This window comes from Thiomonas sp., from assembly GCF_054608695.1.
This window is the reverse complement of sequence record NZ_JBTRXV010000029.1, coordinates 20328-44144: the sequence shown is the minus strand read 5'-3', so window position 1 is coordinate 44144 and position 23817 is coordinate 20328. Positions and strand designations below refer to the sequence as shown.

General features: G+C 66.2%; 20 protein-coding genes, 1 tRNA gene and 1 pseudogene. 21 read left to right on the top strand and 1 reads right to left on the bottom strand.

What is annotated here, in order from left to right; genetic code table 11:
- The 21 genes and pseudogenes from ACYCUK_RS11410 to ACYCUK_RS11310 form a co-directional block, all read left to right on the top strand.
- Positions 1–267, top strand: a pseudogene (locus tag ACYCUK_RS11410) (hypothetical protein); the annotation flags it as partial.
- A 78-nt stretch (positions 268–345) separates the two neighbouring features.
- Positions 346–918 (top strand): nucleotide exchange factor GrpE, encoded by a 573-nt coding sequence (gene grpE / locus ACYCUK_RS11405; RefSeq protein ID WP_461594887.1) that lies wholly within the window; start codon positions 346–348, stop codon positions 916–918.
- A 109-nt stretch (positions 919–1027) separates the two neighbouring features.
- Positions 1028–2959 carry a molecular chaperone DnaK gene (gene dnaK, locus ACYCUK_RS11400; protein WP_461594886.1) on the top strand — a complete coding sequence of 644 codons (1932 nt, stop codon included), beginning with the start codon at positions 1028–1030 and terminating at the stop codon, positions 2957–2959.
- A 100-nt stretch (positions 2960–3059) separates the two neighbouring features.
- Positions 3060–4184: a molecular chaperone DnaJ gene (dnaJ, locus tag ACYCUK_RS11395; protein ID WP_461594885.1), complete on the top strand. Its 1125-nt coding sequence runs from the start codon at positions 3060–3062 to the stop codon at positions 4182–4184.
- Between the two features lie 64 nt (positions 4185–4248).
- A protein-coding gene (prfB, locus tag ACYCUK_RS11390) for a peptide chain release factor 2 (RefSeq protein ID WP_461594884.1) occupies positions 4249–5353 on the top strand; the annotation gives its coding sequence in 2 pieces (ribosomal slippage) (positions 4249–4329 and positions 4331–5353; 1104 coding nt in all).
- A gap of 64 nt (positions 5354–5417) precedes the next feature.
- Positions 5418–8066: an aminopeptidase N gene (pepN, locus tag ACYCUK_RS11385; protein WP_461594883.1), complete on the top strand. Its 2649-nt coding sequence runs from the start codon at positions 5418–5420 to the stop codon at positions 8064–8066.
- A gap of 49 nt (positions 8067–8115) precedes the next feature.
- Positions 8116–9129: a class 1 fructose-bisphosphatase gene (locus ACYCUK_RS11380; protein WP_461594882.1), complete on the top strand. Its 1014-nt coding sequence runs from the start codon at positions 8116–8118 to the stop codon at positions 9127–9129.
- Between the two features lie 81 nt (positions 9130–9210).
- Positions 9211–9286: transfer RNA gene (locus ACYCUK_RS11375), tRNA-Thr, on the top strand.
- 108 nt (positions 9287–9394) lie between these two features.
- Complete coding sequence (locus tag ACYCUK_RS11370; protein ID WP_461594881.1) at positions 9395–11185, top strand: phospholipid carrier-dependent glycosyltransferase; 1791 nt, start codon at positions 9395–9397, stop codon at positions 11183–11185.
- A complete protein-coding gene (locus tag ACYCUK_RS11365; protein WP_461594880.1) occupies positions 11182–11553 on the top strand; it encodes an EamA family transporter in 372 nt (123 codons plus the stop codon). Before ACYCUK_RS11370 ends, ACYCUK_RS11365 begins: the two co-directional genes overlap by 4 nt.
- Positions 11554–11564: 11 nt before the next feature.
- Positions 11565–12701 (top strand): DegT/DnrJ/EryC1/StrS family aminotransferase, encoded by a 1137-nt coding sequence (locus ACYCUK_RS11360; RefSeq protein WP_461594879.1) that lies wholly within the window; start codon positions 11565–11567, stop codon positions 12699–12701.
- The gene (locus tag ACYCUK_RS11355) at positions 12698–13723 is read left to right on the top strand and encodes a glycosyltransferase (RefSeq protein ID WP_461594878.1); all 1026 of its coding nucleotides are present in this window, start codon (positions 12698–12700) and stop codon (positions 13721–13723) included. Before ACYCUK_RS11360 ends, ACYCUK_RS11355 begins: the two co-directional genes overlap by 4 nt.
- 7 nt (positions 13724–13730) lie before the next feature.
- The gene (locus tag ACYCUK_RS11350; protein WP_461594877.1) at positions 13731–14660 is read left to right on the top strand and encodes a formyltransferase; all 930 of its coding nucleotides are present in this window, start codon (positions 13731–13733) and stop codon (positions 14658–14660) included.
- Complete coding sequence (locus ACYCUK_RS11345; RefSeq protein ID WP_461594876.1) at positions 14657–15712, top strand: bifunctional UDP-4-keto-pentose/UDP-xylose synthase; 1056 nt, start codon at positions 14657–14659, stop codon at positions 15710–15712. The genes ACYCUK_RS11350 and ACYCUK_RS11345 overlap by 4 nt, the downstream gene beginning before the upstream one ends.
- Before the next feature lie 31 nt (positions 15713–15743).
- Positions 15744–16643 carry a polysaccharide deacetylase family protein gene (locus ACYCUK_RS11340; protein ID WP_461594875.1) on the top strand — a complete coding sequence of 300 codons (900 nt, stop codon included), beginning with the start codon at positions 15744–15746 and terminating at the stop codon, positions 16641–16643.
- Positions 16643–17686: a L,D-transpeptidase family protein gene (locus tag ACYCUK_RS11335; protein WP_461594874.1), complete on the top strand. Its 1044-nt coding sequence runs from the start codon at positions 16643–16645 to the stop codon at positions 17684–17686. The genes ACYCUK_RS11340 and ACYCUK_RS11335 overlap by 1 nt, the downstream gene beginning before the upstream one ends.
- A 14-nt stretch (positions 17687–17700) precedes the next feature.
- The gene (locus tag ACYCUK_RS11330; protein ID WP_461594873.1) at positions 17701–18303 is read left to right on the top strand and encodes a YcbK family protein; all 603 of its coding nucleotides are present in this window, start codon (positions 17701–17703) and stop codon (positions 18301–18303) included.
- Between the two features lie 128 nt (positions 18304–18431).
- Positions 18432–19085 carry a phosphoribosyltransferase gene (locus ACYCUK_RS11325; RefSeq protein WP_461594872.1) on the top strand — a complete coding sequence of 218 codons (654 nt, stop codon included), beginning with the start codon at positions 18432–18434 and terminating at the stop codon, positions 19083–19085.
- Positions 19082–20401, top strand: coding sequence for an erythromycin esterase family protein (locus ACYCUK_RS11320; protein ID WP_461594871.1), 1320 nt, complete (start codon positions 19082–19084; stop codon positions 20399–20401). The genes ACYCUK_RS11325 and ACYCUK_RS11320 overlap by 4 nt, the downstream gene beginning before the upstream one ends.
- Before the next feature lie 21 nt (positions 20402–20422).
- Complete coding sequence (locus tag ACYCUK_RS11315; RefSeq protein WP_461594870.1) at positions 20423–21088, top strand: dienelactone hydrolase family protein; 666 nt, start codon at positions 20423–20425, stop codon at positions 21086–21088.
- 97 nt (positions 21089–21185) lie between these two features.
- Positions 21186–21650: a CBS domain-containing protein gene (locus tag ACYCUK_RS11310; RefSeq protein ID WP_461594869.1), complete on the top strand. Its 465-nt coding sequence runs from the start codon at positions 21186–21188 to the stop codon at positions 21648–21650.
- Between the two features lie 168 nt (positions 21651–21818).
- On the opposite strand, the gene acs is transcribed toward ACYCUK_RS11310, so the two are convergent.
- A complete protein-coding gene (gene acs / locus ACYCUK_RS11305) occupies positions 21819–23801 on the bottom strand; it encodes an acetate--CoA ligase (RefSeq protein WP_461594868.1) in 1983 nt (660 codons plus the stop codon).
- Between the last annotated feature and the right edge of the window lie 16 nt (positions 23802–23817).

Sequence of the window (23817 nt, the reverse complement as noted above, 5' to 3'; positions counted from 1 at the left end):
GACAGCACCAGCGCGGATCTGTGGTTCGGCTGCCGCCATGCGCTGCAGGCTTCGATCTGCGTGGGGCCGCAGGCGCTGGGGCAGGCGCGCGCCCAGGGCCGGGCGGTGGCGGTGTGGGTGGCCCGCAGCCGACTCCCCAGCTTCTTGCACACCGGCCTGGCTCAGGGCCTGCTGCGCTTGAACTTCCGCAACAGTGTGGTGTTCTACAGCCCCAGACAGGCCAACTCCACGGCGCCACTGCCGGAAAATCCGAGTCCTCTGCCTTGAATTCGGCCTGCTTGCCCTCAAATCCTGCGCAGATTTGCATTTTTTCGGTCCAAGCCCAACTCACCTGCCCATATCTCCATGTCGTCAGCCGAACAACCCACCGCACCCCAGCCCGTCGATCTCCAGGCCGCAGACTCGCCTCAAGACGAAGCGCCTGACGCACTCGAGCAAGCCCTGAAAATCGCCCAGGACGAACTCGATACGCTGAAAGACCAATTCCTGCGCGCCAAGGCCGAGGCCGAAAACACCCGGCGTCGTGCCGAAGAGGAAACCGCGAAGGCGCGCAAATTCGCCGTGGAAGCCATGGCGCAGGAACTGCTGCCGGTGAAAGACAGCCTGGAAGCTGCGCTGGCCGACACCAGCGGCAGCATCGAGGCGCTGAAGAAAGGCGTGGAACTGACCCTCAGTCAGTTGCGCGGGGCTTTCGAGCGCAGCCGCATTCAGGAAGTGGCCCCGGTCGCCGGCGAGCGCTTCGACCCCAGCCGGCATCAGGCCATCGCCACGGTGCCGGCGCAACAAGCCGCCAACACCGTGGTGAACGTGCTGCAAAAGGGCTATGCCCTGGCCGATCGCACCCTGCGGCCGGCGATGGTGACGGTCGCTGCGGCCGCAGGACCGGCTGCAGACATGAATGACAAGCCGGGCGCTTGAATCCCGGGGAAACGGCAGCATTTGATGCACATGAGCGCCGGGCGGCAGCCAATCATCACCACGAGCCGCCACGGCCGGCAAGAAACCAACGACAAACACGGAGTTCGACATGGCAAAAATCATCGGCATCGACCTTGGCACCACCAATTCCTGCGTCGCAGTGATGGAAGGCGGTGCGCCGAAGGTCATTGAAAACAGTGAAGGCGCGCGCACCACGCCGTCCATCGTCGCCTATATGGAAGACGGTGAAATCCTGGTCGGCGCTCCGGCCAAGCGCCAGGCAGTGACCAATCCGCGCAACACGCTGTATGCGGTGAAGCGCCTGATCGGCCGCAAGTTCGAGGAAAAGGAAGTGCAGAAGGACATCGGCATGATGCCCTACAGCATCGTGCGCGCCGACAACGGCGATGCCTGGATCGACGTGCGCAGCAAGAAGCTGGCGCCGCCGCAAATCTCGGCCGAAGTGCTGCGCAAGATGAAAAAGACCGCCGAAGACTACCTCGGCGAAGAAGTGACCGAAGCCGTGATCACCGTGCCGGCCTATTTCAACGACAGCCAGCGCCAGGCCACCAAGGACGCCGGGCGCATTGCCGGGCTGGACGTGAAGCGCATCATCAACGAGCCCACCGCCGCGGCCCTGGCTTTCGGCCTGGACAAGGTCGGCAAGGGCGACCGCAAGATTGCGGTGTACGACCTGGGCGGCGGCACCTTCGACATCTCCATCATCGAGATCGCCGACGTCGACGGCGAGAAGCAGTTCGAGGTGCTGTCCACCAACGGCGACACCTTCCTCGGCGGCGAGGACTTCGACCAGCGCATCATGGATTACATCGTCGCCGAGTTCAAGAAGGAGTCCGGCGTCGACCTGTCCAAGGACGTGCTCGCGCTGCAGCGCCTGAAAGACGCGGCCGAGAAGGCCAAGATCGAGCTGTCCAGCAGCCAGCAGACCGAGATCAACCTGCCCTACATCACCGCCGATGCCAGCGGCCCCAAGCACCTGAGCCTGAAGCTCACGCGCGCCAAGCTCGAAGCCCTGGTGGAAGAACTGATCGAGCGCACCATCGAGCCCTGCCGCAAGGCCATCAAGGACGCGGGCGTGAAGATCGGCGACATTTCCGACGTCATCCTGGTGGGCGGCATGACGCGCATGCCCAAGGTGCAGGACAAGGTGAAGGAGTTCTTCGGCAAGGACCCGCGCAAGGACGTGAACCCGGACGAAGCCGTTGCGGTGGGTGCCGCCATCCAGGGCTCGGTGCTGGCCGGCGACCGCAAGGACGTGCTGCTGCTCGACGTCTCCCCGCTCACCCTGGGCATCGAAACCCTGGGCGGCGTGATGACGCCCATGATCAAGCGCAACACCACCATCCCCACCAAGCACACGCAGGTCTACTCCACGGCCGACGACAACCAGCCGGCCGTGACCATCAAGGTGTTCCAGGGCGAGCGCGAACTGGCCAGCGGCAACAAGCTGCTGGGCGAGTTCAACCTCGAAGGCATTCCGCCGGCCGCCCGCGGCACGCCGCAGATCGAAGTGACGTTCGACATCGACGCCAACGGCATCCTGCACGTCAGTGCCAAAGACAAGGGCACCGGCAAGGAGAACAAGATCACCATCAAGGCCAATTCGGGACTGAGCGAGGACGAGGTGCAGCGCATGGTGCGCGATGCCGAAGTCAATGCCGCCGAAGACCACAAGAAGCGTGAACTGGTGGATGCACGCAACCAGGCCGACGCCGCCGCGCATGGTGTGCGCAAGTCATTGGCCGAGCATGGCGGCAAGCTGGATGCGGGCGAAAAATCCGCCATCGAAGCCGCCTTGAAAGACGTGGACGACGCCATCAAGGGTGACGACAAGGCTGCGATCGAATCCAAGACAGAAGCCCTCATGAGCGCCAGCCAGAAATTGGGCGAGAAAATGTATGCCCAGGATCCGGCGGCCGCGGCCGCTGGCGGCGCCTCGGCCGGTGGCGCCTCGGGCCACACCGACGACGATACGGTCGTGGACGCCGAGTTCAAGGAAGTCAAAGACGGCAAGGCCTGAGCCGCCGCGCTGGAGAACAGGCATGCCGTTTGCATGCTGATTGCGGGGAGGGTGTCGTCACCCTCCCCTTTTGCGTTTTTCATACGGGATCGTTTCAAGCATGGCCAAACGCGATTTTTACGACATTCTGGGCGTCTCCCGCGACGCGGACGAAGACACCCTGAAGAAGGCCTACCGCAAGCTGGCCATGAAATTCCACCCGGACCGCAACGAGGGTGACAAGGCCGCCGAAGAGCATTTCAAGGAGGCCAAGCAGGCCTACGAAACCCTGACCGACCCGCAAAAGCGCGCCGCTTACGACCGCTTTGGCCATGCCGGGATGGACCCTTCCGCCGGTGGCATGGGCGGTGGCGCGGCTGGCGGTTTTGGCGACTTCGGCAGCATTTTCGAGGAGATTTTCGGCGGCGCCGGCAGCCGGCAACGCAGTAGCGGGCAGCAGGTGTATCGCGGCTCGGACCTCAGCTACTCGCTCAGCCTGTCCCTGGAAGAAGCCGCGCTCGGGGTGAACAAATCGTTGCGCATCCCATCGTGGGATAGCTGCGACACCTGCGGCGGCAGCGGCGCCAAGCCCGGCACCAAGCCCAAGGCCTGCCCGACCTGCAAGGGCAGTGGCGCCACCACGCAGCGCATGGGCCCATTCGCCATGCAGCACACCTGCTCGACCTGCGGCGGCACCGGCAAGATCATCCCCGAGCCCTGCACCACCTGCCACGGCCTGGGGCGCGTCCAGCGGCAGAAAACCCTGGAGGTGCAAATTCCCGCCGGCATCGACACCGGCATGCGCATCCGCTCCAGCGGCAACGGCGAACCGGGTGCGAACGGCGGGCCTTCGGGCGACCTCTACGTTGAAATCCAGATCAAGCCGCACAGCATTTTCGAGCGCGACGGTGACGACCTGCACTGCAAGATTCCAGTCAGCATGACCGCTGCCGCGCTGGGTTCGCGCATCGAGGTACCCACCCTCTCCGGCCCGGCCGAGATCGACCTGCCCGAGGGCACGCAGTCGGGCAAGACCCTGCGCCTGCGCGGCAAGGGAATCAAGGGCATCCACGCCGGCCACCCCGGCGACCTGTACTGCCATATTCAGGTGGAAACACCAGTGAAACTGAGCGAGGAACAGCGCCGCATGCTGGAGCAGCTCGACGAGTCGTTCAAGCGCGGCGGCGACCGCCACTCTCCCGGGGGCAAGACCTGGGGCGACAAGGTCCGGGACTTCTTCAAATAAGTTCGTGCCGCCCCGGTGCGACAATTCGCGCCTTCCCTTCCCATCCAACGTCCAACAAGCCATCATGGAAGCCGAACAACTCAACGCCCTCTGCGCCCAACTGCGCGACCTGTCGGCGCGCACGCGCTCGCTCCGGGGGTATCTTTGACTACGACGCCAAGTCGGCCCGTCTGAGGGAGGTCAGCGCCGCGCTGGAAGACCCCAAGGTCTGGGACGACCCCAAGCGCGCGCAGGAGCTGGGCAAGGAAAACCGCGGGCTGGAAGCCGTGGTGCTGGAGATCGAGCGCATCGAGCGTGAACTGGCGGACGAGCAGGAGCTGTTCGAGCTGTCGCGCGACGAGGGCGACGACGCAACCCTGCTGTCGATCGAAGCCGATGTGCAAGCCACCGCCAAGCGCGTGGAAGACATGGAATTCCGCCGCATGTTCTCCAATCCGATGGACCCCGGCAACTGCTTCATCGACATTCAGGCCGGCGCCGGCGGCACCGAAGCCTGCGACTGGGCTTCCATGCTGCTGCGCCAATACCTGCGCTACAGCGAGCGCCAGGGCTTCAGGGTCGAGGTGCTGGAAGAATCCGCCGGCGACGTTGCCGGGGTGAAGAGCGCTTCCATCAAGGTGGAAGGCGATTACGCCTACGGCAAGTTGCGGACCGAAACCGGCGTGCACCGGCTGGTGCGCAAAAGCCCGTTCGACTCCTCCGGCGGGCGCCACACCAGCTTCGCCAGCGTGTTCATCTACCCCGAGGTGGATGACTCGATCGAGATCGACATCAACCCGGCCGATGTCCGCATCGACACCTTCCGCGCCAGCGGCGCCGGCGGCCAGCACATCAACAAGACCGATTCGGCGGTGCGCATCACCCATGTGCCCACCGGCATCGTCGTGCAATGCCAGAACGACCGCTCGCAGCACAAGAACCGCGCCGAGGCCTGGGCCATGCTGCGCTCGCGCCTGTTCGAGCACGAGCTGCGCAAGCGCCAGGCCGAACAGCAAAAGCTGGAAGACAGCAAGAGCGACGTCGGCTGGGGCCACCAGATTCGCAGCTATGTGCTGGACCAGAGCCGCATCAAGGACCTGCGCACCGGGGTGGAAATGTCCAACACCCAGAAGGTGCTCGACGGCGACCTCGACGACTTCATTTCCGCCAGCCTGAAACAAGGGCTGTGAGCCCGTCGCGCCGTTTTCAGCCGCCCTCGCCCCAGCGTCCCAAAGCATCAACCGGATGACCGCCATGCGCACCGACCAAGCTCCCGTGATCTCCCGCCTGCAGTACGCCAAACCGGCCTATGCCATCGACCAGGTCACGCTGGAATTCGACCTCGACCCCGATCGCACCCGGGTGAAAAACCGCATGCAGCTGCGCCGCCTGGCCGACGCCTCGGCCGACGCGCCGCTGCTGCTGGACGGCGAGGACCTGACGCTGCAATCGCTCACCGTGGACGGCAAGGCCTGGGTCTACGCCGCAACCGACGGCGGCATCCGGCTGGACAAGCTGCCAGACGCCTTTCAGCTCGACATCGTCACCGCCTGCTCCCCGCGTGCCAATACGCGCTTGTCGGGCCTGTACCTGTCGGGCGACGCCTTCTTCACCCAATGCGAGGCCGAGGGCTTTCGCCGCATCACCTACTGGCCCGACCGTCCGGACGTGATGAGCCGCTTCACCGTGGTGCTGCGCGCCGACAAGGCCAAGTACCCGGTGCTGCTGTCCAACGGCAACCTCAAGAGCCAGCGCCCGCTCGACGATGGCCGCATGGAAGCGGTGTGGGAAGACCCCTTTCCCAAGCCCAGCTATCTGTTCGCGCTGGTGGCCGGGCGCTTGGTGTGCCGCGAGCAGCGCATCCGGGCTGCCGATGGCCGCGAGCATCTGCTGCAGGTGTATGTGCGCGAGGGCGACCTGGACAAGACCGAGCACGCCATGCAGTCCCTGGTGCATTCGGTGGCCTGGGACGAGCAGCGCTTCGGCCTGAGCCTGGACCTCGACCGCTTCATGATCGTCGCCGTGAGCGACTTCAATATGGGCGCGATGGAGAACAAGGGCCTCAACGTCTTCAACACCAAGTACGTGCTGGCCAACCCCGCCACCGCCACCGATGTCGATTACATGAACATCGAGTCGGTGGTCGGCCACGAGTATTTCCACAACTGGACCGGCAACCGCATCACCTGCCGCGACTGGTTTCAGCTCAGCCTGAAGGAAGGCCTCACCGTGTTCCGCGATCAGGAATTCAGCCAGGATCTGGCGGCGCAAAGCGGCGGCGAATCGGCACGCGCGGTCAAGCGCATCGAAGACGTGCGTGGCCTGCGCGCGGTGCAGTTCCCCGAGGACGCCGGCCCCATGGCCCACCCGGTGCGGCCCGACAGCTATGTCGCCATCGACAACTTCTACACCCCCACGGTCTACGAAAAAGGGGCCGAAGTCGTGCGCATGATGCAAACGCTCGTGGGCCGCGCCGGCTTCGCTGCCGGCATGAAGCTCTACTTCGCCCGCCACGACGGCCAGGCCGTGACCTGCGACGATTTCCTCGCCGCCATGGCCGACGCCAACCCCGGCTCGGCGCTCGAGACGCACCGTGCCCAGTTCAGCCTGTGGTACGCCCAGGCCGGCACGCCGCGCCTGCGCGCCGCCGGCCAGTATGACGCCGCCGCCCGCAGCTACACCCTCGGCTTGACGCAGGCCTGCCCCGCCACACCCGGCCAGCCTGAGAAGCAGGCGCAAATCATTCCCTTGCGCCTGGGCCTCTTGGCCCGCAGTGGCGAGGCGCTGAGCTTCCGCGTGGAAGCCGGCGCGCGCGGCACCGATGCCCTGCTCGTGCTCACCCAGCCGCAGCAGAGCTTCGTGCTGCACGAGGTGGATGCCGAGCCCATCCCTTCGCTGCTGCGCGGCTTCTCCGCTCCGGTGCTGCTGGACGACGGCCTGAGCGACGCTGACCGTCTGGTGCTGCTGGCCCACGACACCGACCCCTTCAACCGCTGGGAAGCGGCGCAGCGCCTGGCCCTGGCGCGCCTGCTGCCCGCCGCGCAGGACGGTGACCTCAAGCTTGACGCCGCCTACCTCGACGCCCTGCGTGGCGTGTTGCACGACACCGGGCTCGATCCCGCGTTCAAGGAGCTCGTGCTCACGCTGCCCAGCGAAGGCTACATCGCCGAGCAGCTCGGCCAGATCGATCCCGCCCGCATCCATCAAACCCGTCAGACCATGCGCCTGGCCCTGGGGCAGCAACTGCAAGCCGACTGGGAGCAGACTTGGCATGCCCTTGCGCCCACGGGCGGCTACACCCCCGACTTCGCCGGCGCCGGCCGGCGCGGTTTGCGCAACCTCGCCCTGTCCTACCTCAGCCTCACGGGCGACGCGGTGTGGCAAGGGCGCGCTTACCAGTTGGTGAAGGATGCGGACAATATGACCGACCGCTTCGACGCCCTCGCTGCCCTGGTGGGCAGCCGCGCCGAGCCGGCCCAGGCTGCGCTGGAACGCTTTGCCGCGCAGTTCGCGCATGAGCCGCTGGTGATGGACAAATGGTTCGCGCTGCAGGCCGCCGCGCCGGGGGTCGAGGTCAGCGCCATCCGCACGCTGATGCAGCGCCCCGACTTCAGCATTCGCAACCCCAATCGCGCGCGCAGCGTCATTTCCACGTTCTGCCAGGGCAACCCCGGCGCCTTCCACCGCACCGACGGCGCTGGCTATAGCTTCTGGGCCGAGCAGGTGCGCACGCTCGACGCCATCAACCCGCAAGTCGCCGCCCGTCTCGCCCGCGCGCTGGACCGCTGGCGCAAACTCACGCCGTCGTACGCCCAGATGGTCGAGCCCATCATGCGCGACCTGGCGGCCCATCCAGGACTATCGGCCGACACCCGCGAGATCCTGGGCAAGGCCCTGGCCTGAACACACGCACAGGTCAGCTCCACATCACCCCAATACTCAGGGAACCCCGATGTCCGACACCACCATCAGCCTGTCGCGCTGGCTCATCGAGCAAGAACGCACCCACGGCCATATTCCCGGCTCGCTGCGCCTGCTCATCGAGCAAGTGGCACGCGCCTGCAAGCGCATCAGCCACGCCGTGAACAAGGGGGCCAGCGCCGGCATCATGGGCAGCGCCGGCAGCGAGAACATCCAGGGCGAGGTGCAGAAAAAGCTCGACGTCATCGCCAACGACGTGCTGCTGGAAGCCAACGAATGGGGCGGCCACCTGGCCGCCATGGCCTCGGAGGAATTGGAGCGCATCCACGTCATTCCCCACCGCTACCCGCGCGGCGAATACCTGCTGATGTTCGACCCGCTCGACGGCTCCAGCAATATCGAGGTCAACGTCACCATCGGCACCATCTTCTCGGTGCTGCACCTGGCCGATGGCGTCAGCGAAGTCGGGCCCGAGCATTTCCTGCAGCCCGGGCGCCAGCAAGTGGCCGCCGGCTACTGCACCTACGGCCCGCAAACCACGCTGGTGCTCACGCTCGGCCACGGCGTAACGGTGTTCACCCTCGACAGCGGCCAGGGCAGTTTCGTGCTGACGCAGGAAGGCCTGCGCATCCCCGAGTCCACCCGCGAGTTCTCCATCAATATGTCGAACCTGCGCCACTGGGCACCACCCGTGCAGCGCTACATCGACGAATGCCTGCAAGGCAAGGACGGCCCGCGCGGCAAGGACTTCAATATGCGCTGGGTCGGCAGCATGGTGGCCGACGTGCACCGCGTGCTCGCCCGTGGCGGCGTCTTCCTCTACCCCTGGGACCGGCGCGAACCCGACCGCGCCGGCAAGCTGCGCCTGCTGTACGAAGCCAACCCCATGGCCCTGCTGGTGGAACAAGCCGGCGGCATGGCCATGGCCGGCACTGAGCGCATCCTCGACATCCAGCCGACCAGCCTGCACCAACGCGCCGCGGTCATGCTGGGCAGCAGCGAAGAGGTTGCCCTGCTGCAGAAGTATCACCAAGAAGCACAGTAAATGCCGACGACCAGACGCGAACCCGGCAGGGTCAGATCGTCCGTTTCGCGCGCTGGATCGGTTAAGATTTCATGTTTTGCCGCCGGTGTAGCTCAGTTGGTAGAGCAGCTCATTCGTAATGAGAAGGTCGAGGGTTCGATTCCTTTCACCGGCACCACGAACGGCTCTCCTGGAAACGAAGGGCTGCTCCCGAGTTTCCTTGCCCCCTCCGGGGGGAGTCCGCTCGCGGACTGCTGGGGGCACTTGTATCTCTAGCACCTGTTCCGTGACTCCATCCCCGCCCCAAGACCGTCTCCCCTCACGCAGCATGCTGTGGGTGCTGGCCATCATGCTGGCTGCCCTGTGGTTCGGGGTGTTGGGCTACCGCGATCTGGTGCCCACGGACGAGGGCCGCTACGCCGAAATTCCACGTGAGATGGTGGCCAGCGGCAACTGGGTCACGCCGCGCCTGGACGGCCTGAAATATTTCGAGAAACCTCCGCTGCAATATTGGGCCACGGCCGTGGCTTACGAGGTGTTCGGCCTCGGCCAATGGCAAGCACGGCTGTGGACCGGGCTCACGGGCTTCTTCACCATCCTGCTCACCGGCTATGCCGGTTGGCGCGTATTCGGTGCGCGCACCGGGCTGTACGCGGCAGCCATTCTGGCCAGCAGCCTGTACTGGGTGGCGATGGGCCATATCAACACCCTGGACATGGGCGTGTCGGCGATGTTGGCCGGCAGCCTGCTGAGTTTTTTGCTGGCGCAGCGTGACGGTGCAACGCCTGCGCAGAGCCGCAACTGGATGTGGGCCTGCTGGGCCTTCATGGCGCTGGCGCTGCTGTCCAAAGGGCTCATCGGCCCGGCCTTTCCTGGCATGACGCTGGTGCTCTACACCCTGCTCACGCGCGACTGGGGCCTGTGGAAGCGGCTGCACATCGTCACCGGCCTGCTGATTTTTCTGGCCATCGGCCTGCCCTGGCATGTGCTGGTGCAACTGCGCAACCCCGAGTTTTTCGACTACTACTTCATCTACCAGCAGTTCACCCGCTTTCTCACGCCTGAGTTGGCGCGGCCGGGGCCGTGGTGGTATTTCTTCCCCATACTGTTGCTCGCCGTGCTGCCCTGGGTTGGCGGCTTGTTCGGCGGGCTGCGGCATGCGTGGAAGCAGCCGAGCGGCATGGAAGCATCGAGCGCAGTCGTTGCCGGCAGGCCCGGCTTCAAACCCAACTGGGCGCTGCTGATCTGGACGGTGTTCATCTTCGCTTTTTTCAGCGCTTCGCATTCCAAGCTGCCGTCCTACATCCTGCCCGTGTTTCCGGCGCTGGCGCTGATGATCGGCAACCATTTCGCCCATGCCCAGCGCGGAGTCTTGCGCTGGCAGTTCGCGCTCTACGGCTTCATCTCGCTGGCCGCCGCCGCGGGCTTGACCCAGCTTTGGCGCGCGGGCAACGCGGTGACGCCAGGCGCGCTGTATCAGCAATACGGCTGGTGGCTGGAAATCACGGCGCTACTGGGCATCGTCGGCAGCGCACTGGCCTGGCGCTGGGAGACGGCCGGGCGCCGCAGCGCTGCCGTGTTGGCTCTGGCCATCAGCATGTTTCTCGGCTTCACGGTGGCGTCGCAGGGGTTTCAGATTCTTGGGCGCACGGCATCGACCAAGGACGTGGTCGCCGCCATCCGGCCGTGGCTTCATGCCGGCCAGCCGTTCTACGTCGTGGGTACTTATGACCAGACCCTGCCGTTCTACTTGCGCCGTACCGTGACGGTGGTGGAGTACCAGGGCGAGCTGCACTTCGGCATCACGCAGCAACCGCAATTGTGGGTCCCCACCCTGGCCGACTTCGCCCAGCGATGGCAGCAGGACCGCCTGCCGCTGGCCTTCATGCCAGCCGGGCAGCTCGGCGCGCTGCGGGCCATGCACCTGCCGCTGCAAGTGATCGAGCAGACGCCGCGCTACGTGGTCATCGCCAAGCCGGGGCAGAACTATGGGGCAGCCGCGCAAGCTGCTGTCCCACGCTTGCCCGCCGCCTGGGATGCCCCAACCACGACCCCACCCATCGGAGCCAAGCCATGAGCGCCGTCACGTTCGCCCTGGTTCTCACCGGCGTGCTGCTGAATGCCGCCGCACAGTTGCTGCTCAAGGCCGGAGCTGAGACCGCCGGCCGCTTTTCCTTCAGCCTGGACAACATCTGGCGGGCAGGCTTGCATTTCGCACTGCAGTGGCAAATCCTGCTGGCGCTAATGTTCTATGCGCTGTCGGTCGGTGTGTGGACTTTGGCGATGACCCGGGTACAGGTGTCCATCGCCTACCCCATGCTGTCGTTGGCCTATGTGGTCACGGCCTTCGCCGCCTGGTGGCTGTTCGGCGAGGCGCTGACGGCGCAGAAGCTCATCGGCATCGCCATCATCATCGTCGGTGTGATTGTGGTTGCACGTTCCTGAGGGAGCCCGTCATGACCGATGCTGATTTCCTGCCTTTCACCCGCCCCGACCTCGACGAGGCCACCATCGCCGGTGTGGTCGAGGTGCTGCGCTCGGGCTGGCTCACCACCGGGCCGTGGAATGCGAAGTTCGAGCAGGTGCTGTCGGAATTTTTCGGCGGCCGCACGGTGCGCGCCTTCAACTCCGGCACGATCACCATGGAAGTGGCGCTGCGCATGCTGGGCGTGGGCCCGGGCGACGAAGTCATCACCACGCCGCTGTCCTGGGTGGCCACGGCCAATGTGGTGCTGGCGGTGGGCGCGCGGCCGGTGTTCGTCGACATCGACCCGGTCACGCGCAACCTCGATACCAGCGCCATCGAGGCAGCCATCACCCCCCGCACGAAGGTCATCCTGCCGGTGCATCTGGCCGGCCTGCCCTGCGACCTGGACGCCATTGGCGCCCTGGCCACACGCTACAAGCTGCGGGTGCTGGAAGATGCGGCCCAAGCCATCGGCAGCACCTGGCGGGGCCGGCGTGTGGGCAGCTTCGGCGACTTCGCCTCTTTCAGCTTCCACCCCAACAAGAACGCCACCAGCCTTGAAGGCGGCTGCCTGGTCCTTCCCGCCGATGCCGACCCGCAACTGGCCGAGCGCCTGCGCCTGCAAGGCGTGCGCCGCACCGGGCTGGATGGCATGGACGTCGACGTGGTGGGCTGCAAGGCCAACCTCACCGACGTGGCCGCGCGCGTGGGCTGGGGGCAGATGCAGCGGCTGGACGGTTTCAACCGCCGCCGCACCGAGTTGGCGAAGGCGTATTTCGCGGTGCTCGACGCCATGAAACTGGCCGAGCGTGGCGTGCAACTGCCGGTGCGCGACTTCGCCGACAGCAACTGGCATATGTTCCAGATCGTGCTGCCATCGGCCGTCTCGCGTGCCGCCGTGATGCAGGCGTTGAAAAACCGCGGCATCGGCACCGGCGTGCATTACCCGCCCATCCACTTGTTCACGCTCTACCGCAAGCTGGGCTTCAAGCCTGGCGACTTTCCCCATGCCGAGCGCGTGGGCGCGGGCATTCTCACCCTGCCGCTGTTTCCCGCCATGCGCGACGGCGACATCGGCCGCGTCTGCGGCGCGCTCGACGCGGTGCTGCGAGAATTCGGCGTATGAGCACCTTCGTTCTTCCCCCCGCCGTCTCGGTCGTCGTTCCCGTCTACAACGAGGAAGCCGGGCTGGCCGCGCTGTTCGCCCGGCTTTACCCCGCGCTCGACGCCCTGGGCGAGCGCTATGAAATCATCTTCGTCAACGATGGCAGCAAGGACCGCTCGGCAGCCCTGCTGGCAGCGCAGCAGCGCCTGCGCCCCGACGTCACCCGCGCCATTCTGTTCAACGGCAATTACGGCCAGCACATGGCCATCCTCGCGGGCTTCGAGCACAGCCGCGGCGACATCGTCGTGACGCTGGACGCCGACCTGCAGAACCCGCCCGAGGAAATCGGCAAGCTGGTGGCCAAGATGCGCGAGGGCTTCGATTACGTCGGCACCATACGCCGCCAGCGGCAAGACAGCTGGTTCCGCCGCAACGCCAGTGTGGCGATGAACAATCTGCGGGAAAAAATCACCCATGTCCGCATGACCGACCAGGGCTGCATGCTGCGCGCCTATGGCCGCGACGTCGTCGACACCATCAACCGCTGCAGCGAGGTCAACACCTTCGTGCCCGCGCTGGCCTACACCTTCTCGCTGCGCCCGACCGAGATCGAAGTGGCGCACGAGGAGCGCGCCGCGGGCGAGTCGAAGTACTCGCTGTTCAAGCTCGTCCGGCTGAATTTCGATCTGGTCACCGGCTTCTCGCTCATGCCGCTGCAGATCATGTCCTTCCTCGGCATCGCCCTGGCGCTGGCCTCGGGGGCGCTGTTCATCTACCTCATGCTGCAGCGCCTGCTGTTCGGCTCACAGGTCCAGGGCGTGTTCACGCTGTTCGCCATCACCTTCTGCCTGCTCGGCGTGCTGCTGTTCAGCATGGGCCTGCTGGGGGAGTACATCGGCCGCATCTACGAGCAGGTGCGCGGCCGGCCACGCTATGTGGTGCAGGCCGTGCTGGACGATACTGCGGACGTCCAACCAGCTCATGGCCTGCATGAAGCCGGGGCTGAAGCCAAGGCCCCCAGCCTGGCTTCCTCCAGCCGCTAAACGCTGCATGCGCGCCGTTGTTTTCGCTTATCACAACGTTGGCGCGCGCGGCCTGCGCACGCTGCTGGCTGGCGGCATGCGGGTGGAACTCGTGGTCACGCACCCGGACGACCCCGGCGAGACCATCTGGTTCGACAGCGTGGCTGCGGTTGCGGCCGAGCATGGCATCCCGGTGGCGCTGGTCGATCAGGCCGTGGACGATGCCTTGCTGGAACGCATCGCGAGACTGGCGCCGGACTACATCTTCTCCTTCTACTTTCGCCGCATGCTGCCTGCGTCACTGCTGGCTGCGGCGCGCATCGCCGCGCTGAATATGCACGGCTCGCTGCTGCCCCAATACCGGGGCCGCGTGCCGGTGAACTGGGCGGTGCTTCACGGCGAAGCTGAAACAGGCGCAACCCTGCACGTCATGGAAGCCAAGCCCGATGCGGGCGACATCGTCGCGCAGCAGGCCGTGCCCATCCTGCCGGACGATACGGCCAAAGACGTGTTCGACAAAGTCACCGTGGCCGCCGAAATCGCTTTATGGGGCGTGCTGCCGCGGTTGCTGCGGGGCGAAGTGCCGCGCCGCAGCAATAATCTGGCGCAAGGCAGCTACTTCGGCGGGCGCAAACCGGAAGATGGCCGCATCGACTGGCGGCAACCCGCGCAGGCCATTTACAACCTCATGCGCGCCGTCGCACCACCCTACCCCGGCGCATTTTTCGACCTGAACGGTCGGCGCTTCATCGTTGCCCGCGCCCGCTTGGCGCGCCCTGAAGTGGCGGCGCTGCTCCCCGCTTCGGCAAGCGCCGGACTGCATCTTGCACAAGAGCAGATCCTCGCCAAAGGCAACGACGGCGGGGTGATTCACATCCTCGAATTGTGGGCGGCAGATCACCCCGGCCAGCCCTTGAGCGCACAACACCTTTCGGAACTCGCAGGACATCAACCATGAAAAAAATCCTCATCCTCGGCGTCAATGGCTTCATCGGCCACCACCTGTCCAAGCGCATCCTGTCGACCACCGACTGGCAGGTGTACGGCATGGACATGAACACCGACCGCATCGACGACCTGCTGGGAAGTCCGCGATTCAAGTTCTTCGAGGGCGACATCACCATCAACAAGGAGTGGATCGAGTACCACGTGCGCAAGTGCGACGTCATCCTGCCGCTGGTGGCCATCGCCACGCCCGCCACCTATGTGAAAGCGCCGCTGCGCGTGTTCGAGCTCGACTTCGAAGCCAACCTGCCCATCGTGCGCGCCGCGGTCAAGCACAAAAAGCATCTGGTGTTCCCCTCCACCTCCGAGGTCTATGGCATGAGCGCCGATGCCGAGTTCGACCCCGAGAACTCGCCCCTCACCTACGGCCCGATCAACAAGCCGCGCTGGATCTACGCCTGCTCCAAACAGCTGATGGACCGGGTGATTGCCGGCTACGGCCAGCAGGAAGGGCTGAACTACACCCTGTTCCGCCCGTTCAACTGGATTGGCGCGGGGCTGGACACCATCTTCTCCGCCAAGGAAGGCAGCTCGCGCGTGGTGACGCAATTCCTCGGCCACATCGTGCGCGGCGAGAACATCAGCCTGGTCGATGGGGGTCGGCAAAAACGCGCCTTCACCGACATCGACGACGGCATCGACGCGCTGATGAAGATCATCGACAACAAGGACGGCGTGGCCAGCGGCGAGATCTACAACATCGGCAATCCGGCCAACAACCACTCCATCCGCGAGTTGGCCGACCACATGCTGCGCATCGCCGCCGAAACGCCGGAGTACGCCGAAGCGGCCAAGCAGGTGAAGCTGGTGGAAACCAGCTCGGGCGCGTATTACGGCAAGGGCTACCAGGACGTGCAAAACCGCGTGCCCAAGATCACCAACACCATGCACGACCTGAACTGGGCGCCCAGGGCCGATATGGATACCGCGCTGCGCAAGATTTTCGACGCCTACCGCGGCCACATCGCCCAGGCCCGCGCGCTGATGGACGAGGCCGGGAACTGATCGCCGCTGCAGCCCGCACGACGCCCGCGCCATGCCTTTTCTCGCCCTCAAGATCGACGTCGATACCCTGCGCGGCACACGCGAAGGCATACCCACCTTGCTGCGCCTGCTCGATCGCCACCAAGTATCCGCCACCTTTCTCTTCAGCCTCGGGCCCGACCACACCGGCCGCGCCCTCAAGCGCGTGTTCCGGCCCGGCTTCCTGGCCAAGGTGCGGCGCACGTCCGTCACCAGCCACTACGGCATCAAGACCCTGCTCTACGGCACCCTGCTGCCCGGGCCGGACATCGGCCGCCTGGCGGCCGAGCCGATGCGCGCGGCCTATCGCGCCGGGCATGAGGTCGGCGTCCACACCTGGGACCACATCCTCTGGCAAGACCATGTCGCGGGCAAGGACCCCACGTGGACGCGGCGCCAGATGCGGCTGGCCGTGGACCGCTTTGGCGAGATCTTCGGCCGCGCCCCCAAGGTGCATGGCGCCGCGGGCTGGCAGATGAACGACGCCGCCTACGCGCTGGAGGAAGAACTCGGATTCACCCTTGCCTCGGACGGCCGCGGCGATGCGCCGTTCCGCCCGGTGGTGGGCGGCCGCGCGCTCGGCGTGCCGCAGCTGCCAACCACCCTGCCGACGCTGGACGAGCTCATCGGCGTGGACGGCATCACGCCCGAGAACGTGGCCGAGCATCTGCTCAAGCTGTCGCTCGATGGCCGCGACCATGTCTATACCCTGCATGCCGAACTCGAAGGCGGCCAGCTCGCGCCGGTGTTCGAGGCGCTGCTGGCCGGCTGGAGCCATGCGGGTCTGCGTCTCGGCAGCATGACCGACTACGCCGCGACGCTGACCCTGGACGCATTGCCGCTGAAGGGCGTGGGCATGGGTACCGTGCCCGGACGCAGCGGTATGCTGGCGGTGCCGGTTTCCCCAACCTGATGACCAAGGTCGGCTCGGCCAAGCGTGATGTGCCGATCCGCCCCTTGGAGCCCGCAGTGCCCAGCAGTCAGCCCGTTTGCCACCGCTTCCGCACAAAGAGCCGCCGCCTGCCCATGCCGGCATGGACAGCGAGCAAGGCCGCCCGCTTGCTGCTCGCTCCGTTTCTGGCATGGGCTGCCGCGAGCCATTCCCCCGCGCATGCCGAGCCAGGCCTGGCGCACGAGGTGGTCGGCGGAAGCTCGGAATATGTCGTCCGCAAGGGCGACTCGCTGACCGCGATCGGGGCGCGCTTCGGCGAGTCGGTCGCCGACATCGCGCGGCGCAACGGGCTCGAACCCCGGCATGCCCTCCAACCTGGGCAGCGCATCCAGATCGACAATCGCCACATCGTCCCCGAAACACTGGACGACGGCGTGCTGATCAACCTGCCGCAGCGCATGCTGTTTTTCTTCCGTGACGGCAAACTCTCCGGTGCCTACCCCGTGGGTCTGGGCAAGCCGAGCTGGCCGACACCCGCCGGGAATTTCAAGGTCGTGGCGTTGCGCAAGGATCCGACCTGGCATGTCCCGCTTTCGATCCAGGAGGAAATGCGGCGCGAAGGCAAGGCCGTACTGACCCGTGTGGCGCCGGGGCCGGACAATCCTTTGGGCAGGTACTGGATCGGGCTGAGCATGGCCGGCTACGGCATCCACGGCACCAGCGCGCCGCCCAGTGTCTATCATTTCCAGAGCCATGGCTGCATCCGGCTGCACCCCGACGACGTGGAATCCCTGTTCGCCGACATGCAGATCGGCACCACGGGCAAGATCATCTACGCGCCGCTGCTGCTGGCCGAACTGCCCGATGGGCATATCGAACTCGAGGTCAACCCGGACATCTACCGCAAGCAGCCCGACCCCTGGGACACGCTGGTGAGGCTGGCGGCGCAAAATGGCCTGACCGACCGCATCGACTGGCAGAAAGCCCGGCGAGTCGTCAAGCAGCAGGAGGGGCTGGCGAGGCGGATCGACCGCCAAGCCGAAGTCCAGGCCCCGGCACCGTAAGCAAGAAAGCCATCATGTCGCGTACACGCCTGCACACGCCTTCTCGCCCACACGCAGTGGCCAGCCACGAGCGCCGCCGTTTCCTCTCGGCCGCGGCCGGCATTTTGGCTGCGGGCGCTGGTGTTGCCGCCCAACCGGCCTTCGCCCAAACACGCGCCTCCAGCGCGGAGCGCGCGCTCTCCGTCCACAACCTGCACACCGGCGAAACCCTGCGCACCATCTATTGGGCGCAGGGTGTGTACCTTCCCGAATCGCTCGCCGAGGTCGACCACCTGCTGCGCGATTTCCGCAACAACGAGACCAAGGCCATCGCCCCGTCGCTGCTCGACCTGCTGCACGCCATCGCGGAACGGCTCGGCGCGACCCAATCCATCCAGCTCGTTTCCGGATACCGCTCGCCCAGCACCAACGCCATGCTGCACGCCCGCAGCTCGGGCGTGGCCAAGCACAGCCTGCACATGGACGGCATGGCCGCGGACATCCGTGCGCCTGGGCATGACCTGGCGCAGCTGCACCGGGTTGCGCTGTCGTTGCAGGCCGGCGGCGTCGGCTTGTATCCGCGCTCGGATTTCGTCCATGTCGATATCGGCCGGGTGCGCCGCTGGCAAGGCGTCTGAGCACGACGGCGTCCGAGGACTTCGGCACGGGACTTCCCGGCTCCACCATTCGGCAACTTGATCTCGATCAATCGCGCACCACGCGAGCCCGCCTAACCTGACAGCACTCGTCAGTGTGAGGTGGCGTCATGGATGATCGCTTCCAGGACCGTTTCGCCGCCGGGCGCAGGCTGGCCCGGTCCCTGCAAGTCTATGCAGGCCGTCATGATGTGCTTGTCCTGGCGGTGCCGCGCGGCGGCGTTCCGGTGGGATACGAGGTGGCCCAATCCCTCGGCGCCGAGCTTGATGTGCTCATCGCGCGCAAGCTCGGCTTGCCGGGGCATCCGGAACTCGCCATGGGGGCCATCGCATCGGGCGGAGCCTTGTACCTCAATCCCGAGGTCGTCGACATGGCCGGGGTCTCCCAGCACGACATCGAAGCCGTGCTCGCCGATGAGCGCCGCGAACTGCAACGCCGCGAAACGCTCTACCGTGGGACGCGCCCGGCAGCCAGCGTCGAAGGCCGCACCGTCATCGTCGTCGATGACGGCATCGCCACGGGCGCCTCCATGCGCGCGGCGGTCATGGCGCTGCGTTCCCGGCATCCGGCCCGCATCGTGGTCGCCGTGCCGGTCGCCCCGCCAGGAGCGCGGCAGCGCCTGGAGGACATCACCGACGATTTCGTCTGCGTGCTCAGCCCGCATCCGTTTTATGCCGTCGGCCAGTTCTACGAGACCTTCGACCAGACCAGCGACGCAGAAGTGCGCAGGCTGCTCGCACGGTCGCGCGGAGAGGCAGCATGACGCACCCGGCGCTGACCCCCTTTCTCGCCGTGCGGGACCTTGCCCAGCGGCTCGCCGGCAACGCCACCGATGACGACGCGCTGCTGGCGATGGCCGCGGGTCGGCGCTTCGTACTGCTCGGCGAGGCCACCCACGGGACGCAGGATTTCTACCGCATGCGCGCCGACATCACCCGCAGGCTCATTGCGGAACAAGGGTTCGATGCCGTGGCCATCGAAGGCGATTGGCCGGATGCCTGGCGCGTCAACCATTACGTGCATGGCGAAGGCCACGACGACGCCACCTCCGCGCTGGACGATTTCGAACGTTTTCCCGCCTGGATGTGGCGCAACCGGGAAGTCCTCGATTTCGTCGGCTGGCTGCGCGCGCACAACACCGCCAAACCCCAGGCGGAGCGCGTGGGGTTTTATGGCCTCGACCTCTACAGCCTCTACCGTTCGGCCGATGCGGTGATCCGCTATCTCGACCGGATCGACCCGGAGCAGGCGGAACTCGGCCGCAAGCGCTACGCGGCCCTCGACCATGTGCGCGAGCCCCAGGTCTACGGCTATCAGGCCGCCTTCGGCCAGCGCCCCGACGCCCGCGAAGGCGTCATTGCGCAATTGCTGCAGTTGCGCGCCGATGCGCAGGCTCATATCGAGCGCAATGGTCTCGCGGCGTTGGATGCACATTTCTTCGCCGAGCGCAACGCCACCGTGGTGGTGCATGCCGAGGCCTACTACCGGGCCATGTTCGGCCGGCGCGTCAACACCTGGAATCTGCGCGACGCCCATATGCGCGACACCCTGCTCGCACTGGCTGACTACCGGGTCCGGCGGGGCGGCACGGGACGGGTGGTGGTCTGGGCTCACAACTCGCACCTCGGCGACGCGCGTGCCACCGAGTCGCATGCGCGGGGCGAATGGAATCTCGGCCAGTTGGTCCGGCAGGATGTGGGCGACCAGGCCCTGCTGGTGGGTTTCACAACCTATACAGGCCACGTCTCCGCGGCTTCGCAGTGGGACGGCGACGTCGAGCACAAGTGGGTGAGGCCGGCGCTGCGCGGCAGCTACGAGCACCTGTTCCACAGCACGGGGCTGGATCGGTTCTTCCTGCCCTTGACCGACGCCGCGGCCGAACCCCTGCGTGAGCCCATGCTGGAGCGCGCCATCGGCGTGATCTACGTGCCGCAGACGGAGCGCGCGAGCCATTATTTCGATGCCGCGCTGGCGCGGCAGTTCGACGCCGTGTTCCATCTGGACGAAACCGCCGCGCTTGAACCGCTGGATGCGCCGCATCACTGGCACCGGCCCGAGGCCGTGCTGCCGGGCGTCTAGGCCGCATGCAGAGCCAACGTCATGCAGCGACCCGCCACGATCGATGTCCAGATCCCCACGCACGACGTCGTGCTGGATGGCATCCTCGCGCTTGTCGGCGGAGCACGCGGTATCGTCGTCTTCGCCCACGGCAGCGGCAGCAGCCGGTTCAGCCGGCGCAACCGGGACGTCGCCGAGGCGCTCCAGGCGGCAGGTCTGGCCACCCTGTTGTTCGATCTGCTCAGCGCCGAGGAAAACGCGCGCGACAGGATGACGGCCGAGCATCGCTTCGACATTGCGCTGCTTGCGCGGCGCCTGACCGATACGGTCGACTGGCTGGGCCAGGAGGCTGCGACCCGCGCGCTGCACATCGGCCTGTTCGGCGCCAGTACCGGGGCGGCGGCGGCTCTGATCACCGCGGCCGAGCGCCCGCAGCGTGTGGACGCCATCGTCTCCCGCGGCGGGCGTCCCGATCTGGCCGGCGATGCGCTCGGCAAGGTGCAGGCCCCCACACTGCTCATCGTCGGCGGCTGGGATCCTGAGGTCATCGCCCTGAATGCACTGGCGGCGCGCCAACTCACCTGCGCGCACCGCACCGCCATCGTCCCGAACGCGACCCATCTCTTCGAGGAGCCGGGCAAATTGGAACAAGTCTCCAGGCTGGCCGCCGCCTGGTTTGCAACGCACCTCTCGGCGACGAACAGCTGAGGCGCACGCTAGAGCTTCCCGACCGGGAAGCCATCCGCCGGGTTGCCTTTCCAGACGTATGGACAGCCCGACATTGCCCATATCGATGGAGCACAGCATGAAGGTCAAGGAGATTTACACGCGCGGCACGGTGCACATCCCGCGATCGCGCAATCTGCAGGAAGCCGCCATCCAGATGCGTGACCAGCATATCGGAGCTCTGGTCGTCACGGATGGCGCGGTGAACAATCACATCGCCGGGGTCGTCACCGACCGGGACATGGTGGTCAAGGCGCTCGCCAAAGGCGCAAACCCGGTCGCCACGACGGTTGGCGACGTGATGACGGGCGGCGTGATGACCACCCCTCAATCCGCCGATGTCAGCGATGCGATGCAGACCATGTTCAGCCACGGCATACGCAGGCTCGCCGTGACCGATCACGAAGGCGGGGTGGTCGGCATGCTGTCCCTGGATGATGTGATCCAGGCCATGAGCCACGACCTGTCGCAGCTCGCCAGCATCGTGCGCAGCGAGCAGCAGCGGGAACGAACCGGAAGCGTGCAATCGCCCCTGCACCCCTGAGAAGGCCGGGCTGGTGTCGATTCCGGCCGCGCCGCGACCCGCCCTTCACGGTTGAACCGGATCATGGCGTAGCCATGATCCGGTTTGCGCTCAATGGTTACGCGCCAGCTGATCCAGGAGCGCCGGATTTTGGCTTCGCCTAAACTCGGCAACCCCCGATCGCCCGCCTCAGTGATTGCGCGCCAGCTGCTCCAGGATCGCCGGGTTCTCCAGCGTCGAGGTGTCCTGGGTGATGGCTTCGCCCTTGGCCAGGGTGCGCAACAGGCGGCGCATGATCTTGCCCGAGCGCGTCTTCGGCAGGTTGTCGCCGAAGCGAATGTCCCTGGGCTTGGCAATGGGCCCGACCTCCCCGGCGACGTGGTTGCGCAGTTCCTGGGCGATCCGCAGCGCTTCCTCGCCGGTCGGCACCGAGCGCTTGAGCACGACGAAGGCGCAGATGGCTTCGCCGGTGAGTTGGTCCGGCCTGCCGACGACCGCCGCCTCGGCCACGAGTGGATGCGACACCAGGGCCGACTCGATTTCCATCGTCCCCATGCGATGTCCCGAGACCTTCAAGACGTCGTCGATGCGCCCGGTGATGGTGAAGTAGCCGGTGTGCGGGTCGCGGATGGCGCCGTCTCCGGCCAGGTAGAAGCCCTTGAGTTCCTCGGGGTAGTAACTCTTCTTGAAGCGCTCGGGGTCGCCGTAGATGGTGCGGATCATCGCCGGCCAGGGCTTCTTGATCACCAGGATGCCGCCCGTGCCCCAGGGCAGTTCGTGCCCGGCTTCGTCCACCACCTCGGCGAAGATGCCCGGCAGCGGCAGGGTGCAGGAGCCGGGCACCATCGGCGTGGCGCCAGGCAGCGGGCTCAGCATGTGGCCACCGGTTTCGGTCTGCCACCAGGTGTCGACGACGGGGCAGCGGCCACCGCCGATATGCTCGTAGTACCACTCCCAGGCGGCGGGGTTGATCGGCTCGCCCACGGTGCCGAGAATGCGCAGCGAGTCGAGCTTGTAGTTGCGCGGGTGCACCGCGGCGTTGGTCTCGGCGGCCTTGATCAGCGAGCGGATGGCGGTCGGCGCGGTGTAGAACACATTCACCTTGTGGTCCTGGATCATTTTCCAGAACCGGCCGGCGTCGGGGAAGGTGGGCACGCCCTCGAACACGACCTCCGTGGCGCCGCAGGCCAGCGGGCCGTAGGCGATATAGGTATGGCCCGTGACCCAGCCGATGTCGGCGGTGCACCAGAACAGATCGTCGGGCTGGATGTCGAAGGTCCACAGCATGGTGAGTTGCGCCCACAGCAGATAGCCGGCGGTGGAATGCTGCACGCCCTTGGGCTTGCCGGTGGAACCGGAGGTGTAAAGCAGGAACAGCGGGTGCTCGGACTCCACCCATTCCGGCGGGCAGTCGGCGCTTTGCTGGGCGACGAGTTCGTGCATCCAGAGATCGCGCGGCGGCTTGAAGGCCACCTCGCCGCCAGTGCGCCGGTACACCACCACGTTGCGCACGGTGTCGCAGCCGCCCAGGCCCAGCGCCTCGTCGACGATGGCCTTCAACGGCAAGGGCTTGCCGCCGCGGCGCTGCTCATCGGCCGTGAGCACCAGCACGGCGCCGGCATCCTGGATGCGGTCGCGCAGCGACTGCGCGGAGAAGCCGCCGAACACCACCGAATGCGTCGCGCCGATGCGCGCGCACGCCTGCATCGCCACCACGCCCTCCACCGACATGGGCATGTAGATGACGACGCGGTCGCCCTTGTTCACGCCCAGCCCCTTCAGCGCGTTGGCAAACTTGGCGGTGCGCTCGAGCAACTCGCGGTAGCTCACGCGGGTGACGCTGCCGTCGTCGGCCTCGAACACGATGGCGGTCTTGTCGCCCTTGCCGGCTTCGACGTGCCGGTCCAGGCAGTTGTACGACACGTTGAGCCTGCCGTCGGCGAACCATTTGTAGAACGGCGCGCCGCTGGCGTCCAGGGTTTGCGTGAACGGCTTGTGCCATGCCAGGTGCTCACGCGCCAGGCGGGCCCAGAACCCTTCGAAATCGCCCTCGGCTTCGGCCACCAGCTTGCGGTACGCCTCCATGCCGGAAATGCGCGCACGCCTCACCGCCTCGGACGAGGGGTAGTAGGTCTTCAGGACGTGATGCTCGGGGGCTTGTTGTTCGGCCATGGTTGTCTCCAGATGG

What these genes read in the sequence shown, in the direction of transcription:
- grpE (WP_461594887.1), top strand. Translation starts at nt 346, where the DNA reads ATGTCGTCAGCCGAACAACCCACCGCACCCCAGCCCGTCGATCTCCAG.
- dnaK (WP_461594886.1), top strand. Translation starts at nt 1,028, where the DNA reads ATGGCAAAAATCATCGGCATCGACCTTGGCACCACCAATTCCTGCGTC.
- dnaJ (WP_461594885.1), top strand. Translation starts at nt 3,060, where the DNA reads ATGGCCAAACGCGATTTTTACGACATTCTGGGCGTCTCCCGCGACGCG.
- pepN (WP_461594883.1), top strand. Translation starts at nt 5,418, where the DNA reads ATGCGCACCGACCAAGCTCCCGTGATCTCCCGCCTGCAGTACGCCAAA.
- ACYCUK_RS11380 (WP_461594882.1), top strand. Translation starts at nt 8,116, where the DNA reads ATGTCCGACACCACCATCAGCCTGTCGCGCTGGCTCATCGAGCAAGAA.
- ACYCUK_RS11365 (WP_461594880.1), top strand. Translation starts at nt 11,182, where the DNA reads ATGAGCGCCGTCACGTTCGCCCTGGTTCTCACCGGCGTGCTGCTGAAT.
- ACYCUK_RS11360 (WP_461594879.1), top strand. Translation starts at nt 11,565, where the DNA reads ATGACCGATGCTGATTTCCTGCCTTTCACCCGCCCCGACCTCGACGAG.
- ACYCUK_RS11355 (WP_461594878.1), top strand. Translation starts at nt 12,698, where the DNA reads ATGAGCACCTTCGTTCTTCCCCCCGCCGTCTCGGTCGTCGTTCCCGTC.
- ACYCUK_RS11350 (WP_461594877.1), top strand. Translation starts at nt 13,731, where the DNA reads ATGCGCGCCGTTGTTTTCGCTTATCACAACGTTGGCGCGCGCGGCCTG.
- ACYCUK_RS11345 (WP_461594876.1), top strand. Translation starts at nt 14,657, where the DNA reads ATGAAAAAAATCCTCATCCTCGGCGTCAATGGCTTCATCGGCCACCAC.
- ACYCUK_RS11340 (WP_461594875.1), top strand. Translation starts at nt 15,744, where the DNA reads ATGCCTTTTCTCGCCCTCAAGATCGACGTCGATACCCTGCGCGGCACA.
- ACYCUK_RS11335 (WP_461594874.1), top strand. Translation starts at nt 16,643, where the DNA reads ATGACCAAGGTCGGCTCGGCCAAGCGTGATGTGCCGATCCGCCCCTTG.
- ACYCUK_RS11330 (WP_461594873.1), top strand. Translation starts at nt 17,701, where the DNA reads ATGTCGCGTACACGCCTGCACACGCCTTCTCGCCCACACGCAGTGGCC.
- ACYCUK_RS11325 (WP_461594872.1), top strand. Translation starts at nt 18,432, where the DNA reads ATGGATGATCGCTTCCAGGACCGTTTCGCCGCCGGGCGCAGGCTGGCC.
- ACYCUK_RS11320 (WP_461594871.1), top strand. Translation starts at nt 19,082, where the DNA reads ATGACGCACCCGGCGCTGACCCCCTTTCTCGCCGTGCGGGACCTTGCC.
- ACYCUK_RS11315 (WP_461594870.1), top strand. Translation starts at nt 20,423, where the DNA reads ATGCAGCGACCCGCCACGATCGATGTCCAGATCCCCACGCACGACGTC.
- ACYCUK_RS11310 (WP_461594869.1), top strand. Translation starts at nt 21,186, where the DNA reads ATGAAGGTCAAGGAGATTTACACGCGCGGCACGGTGCACATCCCGCGA.
- acs (WP_461594868.1), bottom strand. Translation starts at nt 23,801, where the DNA reads ATGGCCGAACAACAAGCCCCCGAGCATCACGTCCTGAAGACCTACTAC.